This is a genomic window from Edwardsiella sp. EA181011 (assembly GCF_000800725.1).
GTDB classification, from domain to species: Bacteria; Pseudomonadota; Gammaproteobacteria; order Enterobacterales; family Enterobacteriaceae; genus Edwardsiella; species Edwardsiella anguillarum.
On record NZ_CP011364.1, the window covers coordinates 911,196 to 924,036 of the forward strand.

Here is a 12,841-nt window from a genome sequence, read left to right on the forward strand (position 1 = left end):
CGTGATGGTGCATTCAAGCTCGCGTAAGCATAAGATAAATAACCTTTGTAACAATTTAGGCTAGAATATAAACCATTATCTGCTGTCTGAATAAAGAGACTTTTCTGACAATAGATCGCTTGGGGTGCGCGCGATATCGGCGGCCCATAACCTGATTGCCATATACCGCTATACAGATAAGCACCGGGCTTTCTGCCTTTGGGAGTAAACCATGCAAGAAAATTACAAAATTCTCGTTGTTGATGATGATATGCGCCTGCGGGCTCTGCTGGAGCGCTATCTGACTGAACAGGGATTCCAGGTGCGCAGCGTCGCTAACGCGGAGCAGATGGATCGTCTGCTGACGCGTGAATCTTTCCACCTGATGGTGCTGGACCTGATGCTGCCGGGCGAAGATGGTCTGTCTATCTGCCGCCGCCTGCGCAGCCAGAGCAACCCGATGCCGATCATTATGGTGACCGCCAAAGGAGAGGAGGTGGATCGCATCGTGGGCCTGGAAATTGGCGCAGATGACTATATTCCCAAGCCGTTTAACCCGCGTGAGCTGCTGGCCCGCATCCGCGCGGTGCTGCGCCGTCAGGCCAACGAACTGCCCGGCGCGCCCTCCCAAGAGGACGCCGTGATTAACTTTGGCAAGTTCAAGCTCAACCTGGGTACGCGTGAAATGTTCCGTGACGATGAGCCGATGCCATTGACCAGCGGCGAGTTCGCCGTGCTCAAGGCGCTGGTGAGCCATCCGCGTGAGCCGCTGTCGCGCGATAAGCTGATGAATCTGGCGCGCGGGCGCGAGTACAGCGCTATGGAGCGCTCCATCGACGTGCAGATTTCCCGCCTGCGTCGGATGGTCGAAGAGGACCCGGCGCATCCGCGCTACATTCAGACCGTATGGGGTCTGGGGTATGTCTTTGTCCCGGACGGCAGTAAAGCATGAGACGACTGCGTTTCTCGCCGCGCAGCTCTTTTGCCCGCACCCTGTTGCTGATCGTTACCCTGCTGTTCGTCAGCCTGGTGACGACCTACCTGGTCGTGTTGAACTTTGCCATTCTGCCCAGTTTGCAACAGTTCAATAAGGTGCTGGCCTATGAGGTGCGGATGCTGATGACGGATAAGCTGCAGCTGGAGGATGGTACCCAGCTGGAGGTTCCGCCGGCGTTTCGCCGCGAGATTTACCGCGAGCTTGGTATTTCGCTGTACACCAATTCAGCGGCGGAGGAGAACGGGCTGCGCTGGGCGCAACATTACCAGTTCCTTAGCCAGCAGATGGCTCAGCAGCTGGGCGGTCCGACGGACGTGCGGGTTGAAATCAGCAAGAATACGCCGGTGGTCTGGCTCAAGACCTGGCTATCGCCTGATATCTGGGTGCGGGTGCCGCTGACGGAGATCCATCAGGGTGATTTTTCACCGCTGTTCCGCTACACGCTGGCGATTATGCTGCTGGCGATCGGCGGAGCCTGGCTGTTTATTCGGATACAAAATCGGCCGTTGGTCGAGCTGGAGCATGCCGCCCTGCAGGTTGGCAAGGGGCAGATCCCGCCGCCGCTGCGTGAGTATGGCGCCTCGGAGGTGCGCTCGGTGACCCGGGCGTTTAATCAGATGGCGGCGGGGGTTAAGCAGCTGGCCGACGATAGGACCCTGCTGATGGCCGGGGTCAGCCACGATCTGCGTACCCCGCTGACGCGTATTCGTCTGGCGACAGAGATGATGAGTCCGCAGGATGCCTATCTGGCGGAGTCGATCAACAAGGATACGGAAGAGTGTAACGCCATTATTGAGCAGTTTATCGACTATCTGCGCACTGGTCAGGAGATGCAGACCGAGGCGTGCGATCTGAACGGTATCCTGACCGAGGTCGTGGCGGCGGAGAGCGGCTATGAGCGCGAGATCGATACCGATCTGGCCGACGGTGAGCTGTTGATCGATGCGCATCCGCTGTCGATTAAGCGGGCCGTCGTCAATATGGTGGTGAACGCAACCCGCTACGGTAATGGTTGGATCAAGGTCAGCAGCGGCATGGAGGGGGTGCGTGCCTGGTTCCAGGTGGAGGATGACGGCCCAGGGATCGACGATGCGCACCTGGCCCATCTGTTCCAGCCCTTTGTCCGCGGTGAAAGCGCGAGAACCACCAGCGGAACCGGCCTGGGGCTGGCGATCATTCAGCGTATTATCGATGCCCATCACGGTTCGCTGGATATTGGTCGCAGCGAGCGCGGTGGACTGAAGATCCGTGCCTATTTACGACGGGTCAATATGATCGCGACCGCGGCGCCCGAGACCGCGCCGCGCAGCGGCGGGCGGCGTAAAGAGCGCGTCTGATGCACCGCCAGAGAGCCTCTGGACAGTAAAAAGGATGCCCTGGGGCATCCTTTTTTACGTCGGCGGCGTATCTCCGCGTGGGCGTGAGCTAGCGCTGGGGGCCAGCGTGAACCAGCGCGGCGCCCGCCGGCGTATCGGTGTACTTGTCAAAGTTGGCGATGAAACGCTGCGCCAGATCCTGAGCCTTCTCTTGCCATTGCTCGCGATTGGCGTAGGTATCGCGCGGATCGAGGATCGCCGGATTGACGCCGGGCAGCTCGGTCGGCACCGCCAGGTTAAAGATCGGCAGAGTAAAGGTTTCCACCCGATCGATATCGCCGTTGAGGATGGCATCGATAATGGCGCGGGTATCCTGGATGGAGATCCGTTTGCCGCTGCCGTTCCAGCCGGTGTTGACCAGGTAGGCCTGAGCCCCGGCCGCCTGCATCCGTTTGACCAGCACCTCGGCGTACTGGGTGGGGTGCAGCGTCAGGAATGCGGCGCCGAAGCAGGCGGAGAAGGTCGGCGTCGGTTCGGTTACGCCGCGTTCGGTACCGGCCAGCTTGGCCGTGAAGCCGGACAGGAAGTGATACTGCGTCTGATCCGCGGTCAGGCGGGAGACCGGCGGCAGGACGCCGAAGGCGTCGGCGGTAAGGAAAATGACCTTCTTGGCCGCCCCGGCTTTGGATACCGGCTTCACGATGTTTTTGATGTGGTAGATGGGGTAGGAGACGCGGGTGTTTTCGGTCTTGCTGCCGTCGTCAAAGTCGACGCTGCCATCCGCCCGCACCGTGACGTTTTCCAACAGCGCATCGCGGGTGATGGCGCCGTAGATGTCGGGTTCGGCGTCGGCGGAGAGTTTAATGGTCTTCGCGTAGCAGCCGCCCTCAAAGTTAAACACGCCGTCATCGTCCCAGCCGTGCTCATCATCGCCGATCAGGCGGCGCTTGGGATCGGTTGAGAGCGTGGTTTTCCCGGTGCCGGAGAGGCCAAAGAAGATCGCCACGTCGCCCTGTTCGCCCACGTTGGCGGAGCAGTGCATGGAGGCGATGCCCTTTAACGGCAGCAGGTAGTTCATGATGGAGAACATCCCCTTCTTCATCTCGCCGCCGTACCAGGTTCCCCCGATCAGCTGAATGCGTTCGGTCAGGTTAAAGGCGACAAAGTTTTCGGAGTTCAGCCCCTGCGCCTGCCACTGCGGATTGGTGCATTTGGCACCGTTCATCACGATGAAATCGGGTTCAAAACCGGCCAGTTCATCCGCCTCTGGACGGATGAACATATTTTTGACGAAGTGGGCCTGCCAGGCCACCTCGGTAATAAAGCGGACCTTCAGGCGGCTGTCCGGGTTGGCGCCGCAGTAGGCATCGACGACGAACAGGCGCTTGTTGGAGAGCTGGCGGGTCACCAGCCCCTTCAGATGCTGCCAGACTTCCGGCGACAGCGGGCGGTTGTCATTCTTGCCTTTGCCCTGATCGGACCACCAGACGGTATCGCGGGTGGTGTCGTCGCGCACCAGGTACTTATCCTTGGGGGAACGGCCGGTAAAAATACCGGTATCCACGGCAACGGCGCCCAGAGAGGTAACGGTACCGCGTTCATAGCCCTGTAGGCCAGGGGCGGTTTCTTCCTTGAATAAGAGGTCGTAATCGGGATTATGGACGATTTCAGTAACGTCAGAAATGCCGTAGGAGGCGAGATCAGCTGCGGTTAAGCCTTTGGCATGCATTGAACTACTCCTTGTAGGTTATTTTTATCTGCGTTTACTGTATGTGGTCGCTTTTTTGTTAACCGAGATAGTCATCAAAAAAACAAAAATTCAGCGGAATCCATTTTGTGGTAGATCCTTCCATTTTGATAATCCCTGCCGGGATCAATTATTAGTTGATCTCCCGTGGTGACACGCCGCCCTGACGCGGCATCGGCCGCAGATCATCGGCCCCGCTCTGGAGAGCCTCCGCGGCCCAGCGTCCGGGGGCGGAGATGCCCCGCTGGCGACCCTGACGCTATGCGGTATCCGCCTTTTCGATGGCGCGGCCGGAGGTGATCCAGCCGAAGATACCGTCCGCCATATGAAAGACCTGCCGATAGCCGAGGCTCATCGCCGTGCCGGCGGCATCGTAGCTGGCCATACACAGCCGGTTGGCACAGTAAAAGATCAGCGTGGCCCGGCGATCGGCCGGCAGCAGCACCGGCCAGTTGGCCTGGTTGATGTAGATCGCACCGGGAATATGCCCCTGTTGCCAGATCTCCGGCGTGTTGGCGTCAAGGAAATAGACGTTGGGTTTGCCCAGCAGTGCCTCGGCTGCCCGCATACTGATAACGGATGGCTCATGGGCCTCCGGCGTTGGCGCATCGGCGGCGCAGACCGTGCCGGAGACGATGGTCAGCACCAGCAGCATCGCGGTCGGTGACGGGGAACGTATCATGATGATCTCCTTGGTGATGGGTGTCGCCGGGCGGCGCGGGGCCTCCGGCGACCGACCTTATTTGGGCGCCTTGCCTTCATTGAGGATCGTTTCAGCCTGTTCGATATACAGCAGGGCCTCTTCCATACGGGTCTTGGCGTAGTTGGGCGCGTGCAGTCCCCAGGAGCCGTCTTTTTCGATCAGATCTGCCTGCGAACGCGCCTGACCGCTGAGCAGCCGGATTTGTACCCTATCGCTCAGAGCCAGCGTGGGTGCCTTCGCCAGACGTTTTTCGATGCGTGCCAGCCCGCTGCGAATACGCACGTAGCCGTCCCTGACCGGCGTTTGCCACTCCACCACCTTGGCATAGATGCTCTCCTGATCCTTAAACTGCAGCCGCTCAGAAAATACCGTCTGCACCGGGCTGTGGCATCCGCCGCCTTCGACCACGTCGCTATCGCTGAACGCTGTCCGTCCGCAGGACCACATCAGATCCAGGTAAGGTTTGCCATCCTGTTTGGCGATGCTCCAGCCTTTGATATCGGCGGTACGGGGTTTTCCCTCCGGGGGATTGAGGGTCTTTGCCGTCTCGTCTACCCGGATTTTCCAGATATGGGCGCGCCGTACGTTGTCGAATCCGGCCATATCGGGGAACTGGATCGTGGCAAAGTTTTCACAGCTTCCCATGTTGGGCATATGACAGGCGGTACAGCTGCTTTGCCCGTGGGTATCGCCCTGAGCGAAGAATTCGGCCTGCTCGGTGTGGCAATCCTGGCACTGCTTTTTCAGCGTGGTCTTGGTAAACCCCTCCTTCCAGTCATTGGCTGTGACGGCATGGGGATCGTGGCAGGTACTGCAGCGCATGCCTTTCTCATAGTGGACGGTGCTGTACATCTGCGAACCCTCGGTGCCGCAGGAGGGGCAGGATGATTTGAAATAGCTGTTAAATGGTTTTAGCGGGTTGGCCTCGGCATCGGCCTCATTGTATGCGAAGCGCTGATGGCAGCGCTCGCAGTTCGAGGGGATACCGGCCCCGCGGGCGCCGTACAGATGGGCGCCCGCGCCATGGCACTCTTCGCAGCTAATCCCTTGGCGATGGTATGCTTGCGCAGCTCCTCCGGTTTGCCCAGCGCGGCGATAAACTCCTCGCTGCTGTTGAAGTCAAACTTCATGGAGTGGCACACCTCACAGTAGGCGCTGGCAGGCTGAAACAGCATTCGGGTGCGGTTGGATGCTCCGTAAGAGGTCATCCCCCAGACGCTGGACCCCTGGGAGCCGAAGTCCTCCAGCTTGGTGGGGAATCCCGGGACGAAGCTGGCGATCTTTTTCGCCATGTCCGGCGTGATGAACTGGGCCCACCCGCGGGAGAACTGATTACCGCCGGCAACCATGGTGCCGGTGCCGTCCCTGAGCAGTCCGTCCTCGATATGGTAGGTTCCGCGGACCATCCAGCCGTCGATAAACCCATATTTGGTCCGCGGCGTTCCGATCACTGCGTAAATGGCGTCTGCCGTAATGCCCTGGGGTAAGACGGAAGCCTTGCTACCGTACAGTCCACGGTTCAGATCGCCGTCGGGAATTTCAACCATTTCGCTGGGGAATCGGACGGTTTTGGCGTGGCGTGAACGTTCCCAGGCTTGGTACTGGGCTGGGTGGCACTCGCCACACTTCTCCGGGCCGACATATTTATTGGGGAAGTCGAGGATAGACTCAAAGCCGAGCCGGTAGGTGATCGCGGTTGGGCGACCCTGCTTGGCGGCATATTTATCGCCGCCGCCGAAGTCGACAAACTCCTCCTGGCGATCGCTGATGCTGTATTGTCCAACCAGGCGCCCGGCGGACTCGTACTTGAACATCGGGTGATGTTCACGCAGATAGGCGAAAAAATCCTTTTCTTGTCCTACGTACTCCAGCAGAGTACGAGGCTTTTCTGGAATACCGTCGTTGCGGTTGAGGTCGATACGCGCCGTCGATGCCGTCTCGGTCTGCGGTGACGGTTGGGCGACCAGCTCTGACGCCGCCATTAATGACGTACAGCACATTCCTATAATGAGACAGATTAAGCGGGTGGGTATTTTCATCGTCAGCTCCTTGACTTAATAAAGCGCGGTGCGATGGAGAGTTATATTCAGCGGTGTGGTGTTTTTTATTTTCCGCCATTTATTCATTTTCTGTTGCATGGTGGCGGTGATAGCCATCCACCATGGCCATAAAAATTTCTCCGGGCGTGTCACCCAGCGTGCAGAGATAAATATGTACGCTAATAAACATTAAAATAAAGAATGAGAGTAAAAGGTGTCCCTGTAATACCCAGTAGGCGGTTCCTTCGGGCAGGAATAGGGGATGGGCGAGACCGAGACCGCTGAGCAATAGCGCAGGCACCATGAGATACATCACCGCGCAGTAGCCTAGCTGCTGTAGCGGGTTAAACTTTTGCGTTGGGCTGGCGTGGAAGGGGTGCGGTGCGGCGCGAAAAATACCGAACAGGTAAAAGTAGGCCTGGCACCGGCAGCGCGCCGCGATCCCCCGCCAGCGGATGCGGTAGTGAACGCCGTTGGCTCCCAGCGCGTTGAGCAGGATAAAGCCGCACCATAGCCCCAGCAGTAGATAGCCCGCGTAGGGATGCCAGCGCACCAGCCAGCGGGTGGCTGCCAGGGGGAGCGGGGCCGCGTGGAGCAACAGCCCGCTGAACAGCAAAAACAGGAACAGCAGCGCATTGAGTAGGTGCCACAGCCGCAGGACACGCGGGTAAAGATAGAGGCGCTCAGCGTCGCGCCGCTGCGCTGGCGGGGGGCAAAGACGGCGGTGTAGCAGGGCGTGCAGCGTCAGCAGCGCGCACAGCCCAAGCCAGGCCAGAGTCAGCGCTATCAGCCATCCGGGCCACGCATCGGGCGAATCGGCGACGGTGCGTTGCATGAGGTAGGATTGCAGTTGTTCGGCGGTCATCGGCGGCTCCTAGTCATCGGCGGTGAGGCGGTAGACGCGGCTGTGACGCGTGCCAGCCAGGTGGTGCTGATAGTGGGGCGCCAACGCCAGCTTCAGATCGAATGCCGCGGAGCCCATCTCACCGAAGCTGAGCGCATGATAGGGGCAGATGCGTACGCAGATGGGGATATAGCCATGGCGCAGGCGCGTCGCGCTGCAGAAGTCGCACTTATCGGCGACGCGGCGCTGCGGGTGCAGATAGCGCGCCTGGTAGGGGCAGGCGCGGATACAGTAGCCGCAGCCTGAGCAGCGTCGGGCATCGATTTGTATCAGACCATGCGCATCGCGGTAGGTCGCCTGACTGGGGCAGACCTCCTGGCAGGGTGCCGGATCGCAGTGCTGGCAGCCGTGGCGAAAGTGGGGCGGCGTGGTCGCATGCGGATCATCGGCGGGCAGCGGGATGATGGCCAGCCGGGCATAGCCGGGGGCGACCCGGTTGAGGCGGTTGCAAGCGTGGATACACTCATTGCAGCCGACGCACTTTGACTGATCGTGGATCAGGGCAAACTGCTGCTGTTTGCGCGTGGGGCTGGATAGCAGTATGCCAGGCGCTAGCAAAATAAATCCGGCGCCAGCAATAATGCTGCGGCGTGAATAATATTTCATAGATTATCCCATTAAATATAAATATAAATATATTCTGTTTTTATTTTTATTTTCTGGCAGGCGGATTAAATTCTAGGTGGCGTGGGCGTAGAGAACAGAGAGAGGGATCAAAAAATGGCGGATCATTAAAAAGAGGTAGGGGATAATCTGCGTTTAATATTATTTGGCTTAATCAAAATAAAATAATGAATAAAAACGGGGGATAATTCCCCCGTGGAAAGGTGATGAGATGATTAGTGCAGCGGGCCCGCTTCGCCCGGCTGTGCACCGGCGCGTAACGCGTCGATATCGACCCGATCGAACAGGTAGTGGCTACCGCAGTAGTCGCAGTGGATATCGATGCTGCCGCGCTCCGCCAACAGCTCTTCCAGCTGCTGGGGCGGCAGGCTCATCAGCGCGCTGGCGCTGCGCTCGCGGGAGCAGCCGCAGCGGAAGGTGATCGGCTGTGGTTCAAACAGGGTTACCTGCTCCTGATTGTACAGGCGGTACAGCACCTCGTCGGCGGGCAGCGTAAACAGCTCCTGCGGGGTTACGGTCGCGGTCAGGTGCGACAGGTGAGTCAGGTCGTCGAGGTTATTGGGCTGCGTCGGCAGGATCTGCAGCAGCATACCGGCCGCCGCCGGTTGACCGTCCTGCTCCCCGGTGAACATAAACAGGCGGGTCGGCAGCTGCTCGGACTGCATGAAGTAGGCCTCCAGGCAGCTGGCCAGCGTCTCGCCCTCCAGCGCCACGACGCCCTGATAGCGCTCCCCCTCTTTCGGCGTAATGGTGATCACCATTACGCCATTGCCCAGCATGTGCTTCAGGCTGCTGCCGTCGGCGATATCGCCCTGCAGACGGGCGACGCCGCGCATCTCCTGACGATGGTTGCCATTGATCACCGCCAGCTTCAGCGGGCCGTCACCCTGCAGCTGTACCGTGATATCGCCGTCGAACTTCAGGGTGGCGGTCAGCAGACTGGTGGCGACCAACAGTTCGCCCAGCAGCACGCGTACCGCGGCCGGGTAGTCGTGATTTTCCAGTATGCGAGTATAGGTGGCGCTGGCGTTGACCAGCTCGCCGCGTACGGCCAGATGGTCAAACAGGTAGCGATGTAATTGGTCGTGATGGGACATAGTTATCTCTCTTCAGGCGCCGGTCATTCCGACTGGCCGTGTTTAAATTTAAGCAGATTGCGACGCTCTTTTTTATCGGGACGCCGATCCGGGTGCGGCATGCTCAGCGCGTTCATCTTGCGGGCCTGGGCAATCGCCTCGCGCTTGGCAATGCTCTGCGCGGTCTCTTGATACAGCAGACGAGCCTGCTCCGCGCCGCCGCGCTGGGCGCTGAGGGCGGTCACGATGATCGTACGATCGTCATTGCCCTGACGCAGGCGGATCTCGGCGCCGATCTCTACGCTGCGGCTCGGCTTGCCGCGCACCCCGTTGTAGTGCACCTTGCCGCCATCGATCATGTCGCGGGCAACGGCGCGGGTTTTATAAAAGCGGGCCGCCCACAGCCATTTATCCAGGCGGACGCCCTCCTGCTCCTGTTGGGCGCTGGCTTTCATTGTGCCCTCCTGTCGTTCTCGGGCCCACCGGCGGTGATGGCCGGCAGTAGGGCGCGGTAGTCGCTCATCGCCGGATGGCGGGCAAAGCGTTTTTCCGGCCTACCGGAGTCGGGATTACTGACGCCCAGGCAGTAGCGGATACCGAACTGGTGCGCGGCGTCGAGGATCGGTTCGGCATCGTCAATAAACAGCGTTCTGGCTGGATCCAGCCCGCACTGATGCTGTACCGCTCGCCACAGGCGCTGATCCTCTTTGGGATAGCCAAAGCGGTGGGTGGAATAGAGTATATCAAGGTGGCTATCCAGCCCGGTCTGCGCCATCTTCATCGCCAACCCGTGCGGGTGGGCGTTGGTCAGCAGAATGGTACGGCGCCCGCTGGCGCGCAGGGCATCCAGGAACGGCAGCGTATCCTGACGCACCCGTACCCGCGCGCCCTGCTCAAGGGTCATGCGGTGAATATCCAGCCCCAGGCGCTCACGCCAGTAGTCGAAACAGTACCAGTTTAGCGTATGGGCTACCGCCTGGTACTCCCGCAGGATCAGCGCCTGAGCATCGGCGCGGGAAATGCCGCGCGTCTCGCTTAAGGTCTGCGGTACCAGCGTTAGCCAAAAGTAGTTGTCAAAGGCCAGATCGATCAGCGTGCCGTCCATATCCAGCAGGACGGTGTCGATGTCATTCCAGTCGAGGGTGGGAACCATGGGCGTACTCCGGAAAACGCATGTAGGGCGGGATCGCGTCGCCCAGTATATTTTCCTGGCGCCACCTTGTCATGCCGCACGTTAAGGGCGCGGCGGCAGATCGAACGGCATGATCTTATGATTGATGCACTGCTCGTAGTAACGTTGGATCGCCGGAATACGCGCCAGCGCGCCGCGTAGGCGTCGCACGAACAGCGTGGCGTTGACCGCCAGGGTCACGCAGAGCGCCAGCAGTAGCGGCGTCATTAACAGATAGCGCCACAGGGTTAATCCGTCCGGCTGGCTGTGCAGCATGATACGACGCGTGCCGTTGGCATCCGTGCTGATCTCCGTGATCACGCCGTGGGCCCGGAAAGGGGTATTCAGCAGCAGGCGCGACAGATTTTCCAGCTCGCGCCACTGATCGACCGGACTGTAGTCATACAGTGAAACGCTGGGCTGTGGGTGAGATACCCACTGATGGCCCTCATCGCTGCTGATTAAAAATCCCCCCGGCGGCGTAACGGCTAGCAGCTGCGCCGCCTTATGGGTTTCACGATAATAAAATGAAGATACCGCGCTGTTGACGATATTGGTCAGCTGGCGGGCGCTGGCCGGTCGCATGAGAACATTGACCCCCTCCAGTCCTCCGCCGTGCGCTTTTTTCAGCAGCGCGGGCCATGATTTGCTGTTGCCCAGGTTCACCAGTGAGTTCTTGAGCCGGGTACATTCATTTTTCTGCGCGCACAGGGCCTCGGTCTTGAGGACGATCCCGGCAAAGTCATCCAGCAGGATCATCCCCGATTTCTGAATGGCGCTGGCCAGGGCCGGACTCACCTTGCTATCGCTGTCGCTGGCGGTTAGCTGGCGGGTGACGGTAGACTGCAGCGCGGCGGCATTATTGATGGTATCGGAGCTCGGATCCGCCATCGGCGAGGCGGTGCCCCAATAAATGGTGCTGCAGTCGAAGGGCATGAAGGGGTAGCGTTCGCCCTCTTGATAGAAGGCGGGTACGTGGCACATTCCGTTGCCGCGCAGATCCAGGATATCCCCGACCTGCAGCGGCATCTCCGTCAGCTGCTTCACGCTGGTGGCGGAGAGGGTTTGGGCGCCGTGTAGCCAGGCGGAGCTGATCTTCAGGGGGATACTCAGCGACTGCGTGGTCAGCAGGAGCAGCAGCGCGATCAGCGCAGCGGCCCCCAGCAGCGCACTGCGCCCCCACGGCTGTAGCGGAAACTGGGTGGCCTCATCGCTGAGGGAGAGGAAGCGCCCCTGGCGTACCACCTGACGGTTTTGGTAAATCTCGATATCGGTCGGATGACCGATATCCGGGTGGATATAGGGCTGCCAGTGGGGCGGATACAGGAGATCCAGGGTGCCGACGGAGACGTTGCTCAGCTGTTCGCCGCAGGATTCGCCAAACAGCCCCCAGCGCTTGGGGGTCCCGCGCAGCAGGTGGATCTCTTTACGCTGCTCGGCGCCGGGTTTGCGGTATAGGCACCAGAGCCCCCAGCCCAGAAGCGGCACGGCCAACGCCAGCAGCCATGGCATCAGGGTCGGGGGAACGATCAGGGCCACGCTGAGCAGAATCAGGGCCAGCGCCGTCGGGATGGCGCGGCGGGCACCGCTGCGCTGGTGCAGCTGATATTCGGCCAGGGTTTCTCTGCGTACGCCGCACAGATCGACCTGATCGCCTTCGCTGCGGCGGATCGAGGCGGTGCCGCTCTGCGTCGGCGTCGGGAGCTGCTGGCTGTGCAGGCTCTCGGCTAGCGTATGGCCATTAATGGCTATGACCAGCGGCAGCGTTGCGGTTTTGATCAGCTCCAGGCTGTTTTCATCGGCGATGTACTTTTCCCAGAACGCGGGCAGGTGGATTTCTTGGTTATCCAAGAAGTAGCGGTGCTGGCTGGGCGTATCGCCAGCCAGGGCATAGCGGGTGATCGCGTGGGTCACGGAGTACACCCGATCCCCTTGCGGCATCAGACGTTGGTGCAGCAGCGTCAGCGCCGGGTCGGCGCTCTCTGTCGCGGTATCCAGTCCACGCAGGTAGGCCGCAATCGCCTGGCGCTCTTCCGGATTCAGTTTACGCTGTTTGGTTTTGACAAAGGGAAAGGATGCAGACAACCGCGACGCTCTCTTCGTTGTGTACCAATAGATATACCCGATAATAACCGCTGTGGGGATAAGATACAGGAGTGCTGCGATGGATACATTCACGCCGACTCTCCCACGGTGATCATCGCGCTGCTGTCTTGCCCTTTCTCTGCCCGGCAACGCGGATATGGCCGCGAAGAACGCCGCGTACCATCGGAAGACGATAGAGA

The 12,841-nt window shown here is 59.9% G+C and carries 12 protein-coding genes; 2 read left to right on the forward strand and 10 right to left on the reverse strand.

Annotated features, from left to right (window positions below):
* The first annotated feature begins 211 nt into the window (after positions 1–211).
* Together ompR and envZ are read left to right on the forward strand one after the other, a co-directional pair.
* Positions 212–931 (forward strand): two-component system response regulator OmpR, encoded by a 720-nt coding sequence (gene ompR / locus QY76_RS04075; RefSeq protein ID WP_005290509.1) that lies wholly within the window; start codon positions 212–214, stop codon positions 929–931.
* Complete coding sequence (envZ, locus tag QY76_RS04080; protein WP_034163882.1) at positions 928–2,313, forward strand: two-component system sensor histidine kinase EnvZ; 1,386 nt, start codon at positions 928–930, stop codon at positions 2,311–2,313. The genes ompR and envZ overlap by 4 nt, the downstream gene beginning before the upstream one ends.
* An 88-nt stretch (positions 2,314–2,401) precedes the next feature.
* Here the strand turns inward: envZ and pckA are convergent, their stop codons facing one another.
* The 10 genes from pckA to QY76_RS04125 all read right to left on the reverse strand — a co-directional run bounded on the left by pckA (position 2,402) and on the right by QY76_RS04125 (position 12,734).
* Positions 2,402–4,021, reverse strand: coding sequence for a phosphoenolpyruvate carboxykinase (ATP) (gene pckA, locus QY76_RS04085; protein ID WP_045426115.1), 1,620 nt, complete (start codon positions 4,019–4,021; stop codon positions 2,402–2,404).
* A gap of 277 nt (positions 4,022–4,298) precedes the next feature.
* The gene (locus QY76_RS04090) at positions 4,299–4,721 is read right to left on the reverse strand and encodes a rhodanese-like domain-containing protein (RefSeq protein ID WP_045426118.1); all 423 of its coding nucleotides are present in this window, start codon (positions 4,719–4,721) and stop codon (positions 4,299–4,301) included.
* Positions 4,722–4,778: 57 nt separating this feature from the next.
* The gene (locus QY76_RS19155) at positions 4,779–5,594 is read right to left on the reverse strand and encodes a cytochrome c3 family protein (protein ID WP_235439443.1); all 816 of its coding nucleotides are present in this window, start codon (positions 5,592–5,594) and stop codon (positions 4,779–4,781) included.
* 59 nt (positions 5,595–5,653) lie between these two features.
* On the reverse strand, positions 5,654–6,781 hold the full coding sequence (locus tag QY76_RS19160) for a cytochrome c family protein (RefSeq protein ID WP_235439444.1): 1,128 nt from the start codon (positions 6,779–6,781) through the stop codon (positions 5,654–5,656).
* A gap of 79 nt (positions 6,782–6,860) precedes the next feature.
* Positions 6,861–7,646: a thiosulfate reductase cytochrome B subunit gene (phsC, locus tag QY76_RS04100; RefSeq protein WP_034163877.1), complete on the reverse strand. Its 786-nt coding sequence runs from the start codon at positions 7,644–7,646 to the stop codon at positions 6,861–6,863.
* Positions 7,647–7,655: 9 nt separating this feature from the next.
* Positions 7,656–8,291: a 4Fe-4S dicluster domain-containing protein gene (locus QY76_RS04105; RefSeq protein WP_045426125.1), complete on the reverse strand. Its 636-nt coding sequence runs from the start codon at positions 8,289–8,291 to the stop codon at positions 7,656–7,658.
* Positions 8,292–8,524: 233 nt separating this feature from the next.
* The gene (gene hslO / locus QY76_RS04110; protein ID WP_034163875.1) at positions 8,525–9,406 is read right to left on the reverse strand and encodes an Hsp33 family molecular chaperone HslO; all 882 of its coding nucleotides are present in this window, start codon (positions 9,404–9,406) and stop codon (positions 8,525–8,527) included.
* A 23-nt stretch (positions 9,407–9,429) separates the two neighbouring features.
* Positions 9,430–9,840 carry a ribosome-associated heat shock protein Hsp15 gene (hslR, locus tag QY76_RS04115; RefSeq protein ID WP_034163874.1) on the reverse strand — a complete coding sequence of 137 codons (411 nt, stop codon included), beginning with the start codon at positions 9,838–9,840 and terminating at the stop codon, positions 9,430–9,432.
* Positions 9,837–10,538 carry a GMP/IMP nucleotidase gene (gene yrfG / locus QY76_RS04120; RefSeq protein WP_045426128.1) on the reverse strand — a complete coding sequence of 234 codons (702 nt, stop codon included), beginning with the start codon at positions 10,536–10,538 and terminating at the stop codon, positions 9,837–9,839. The genes hslR and yrfG overlap by 4 nt, the downstream gene beginning before the upstream one ends.
* A gap of 81 nt (positions 10,539–10,619) precedes the next feature.
* On the reverse strand, positions 10,620–12,734 hold the full coding sequence (locus QY76_RS04125; RefSeq protein ID WP_034163872.1) for an IgaA/UmoB family intracellular growth attenuator: 2,115 nt from the start codon (positions 12,732–12,734) through the stop codon (positions 10,620–10,622).
* Positions 12,735–12,841 lie beyond the last annotated feature (107 nt).

Excerpts from the sequence above, each read along its gene's own strand:
- QY76_RS19160 (WP_235439444.1), bottom strand. The coding sequence starts at position 6,781 with ATGAAAATACCCACCCGCTTAATCTGTCTCATTATAGGAATGTGCTGT.
- pckA (WP_045426115.1), bottom strand. The coding sequence starts at position 4,021 with ATGCATGCCAAAGGCTTAACCGCAGCTGATCTCGCCTCCTACGGCATT.
- hslO (WP_034163875.1), bottom strand. The coding sequence starts at position 9,406 with ATGTCCCATCACGACCAATTACATCGCTACCTGTTTGACCATCTGGCC.
- phsC (WP_034163877.1), bottom strand. The coding sequence starts at position 7,646 with ATGACCGCCGAACAACTGCAATCCTACCTCATGCAACGCACCGTCGCC.
- hslR (WP_034163874.1), bottom strand. The coding sequence starts at position 9,840 with ATGAAAGCCAGCGCCCAACAGGAGCAGGAGGGCGTCCGCCTGGATAAA.
- envZ (WP_034163882.1), top strand. The coding sequence starts at position 928 with ATGAGACGACTGCGTTTCTCGCCGCGCAGCTCTTTTGCCCGCACCCTG.
- QY76_RS04090 (WP_045426118.1), bottom strand. The coding sequence starts at position 4,721 with ATGATACGTTCCCCGTCACCGACCGCGATGCTGCTGGTGCTGACCATC.
- yrfG (WP_045426128.1), bottom strand. The coding sequence starts at position 10,538 with ATGGTTCCCACCCTCGACTGGAATGACATCGACACCGTCCTGCTGGAT.
- ompR (WP_005290509.1), top strand. The coding sequence starts at position 212 with ATGCAAGAAAATTACAAAATTCTCGTTGTTGATGATGATATGCGCCTG.
- QY76_RS19155 (WP_235439443.1), bottom strand. The coding sequence starts at position 5,594 with ATGTACAGCACCGTCCACTATGAGAAAGGCATGCGCTGCAGTACCTGC.
- QY76_RS04105 (WP_045426125.1), bottom strand. The coding sequence starts at position 8,291 with ATGAAATATTATTCACGCCGCAGCATTATTGCTGGCGCCGGATTTATT.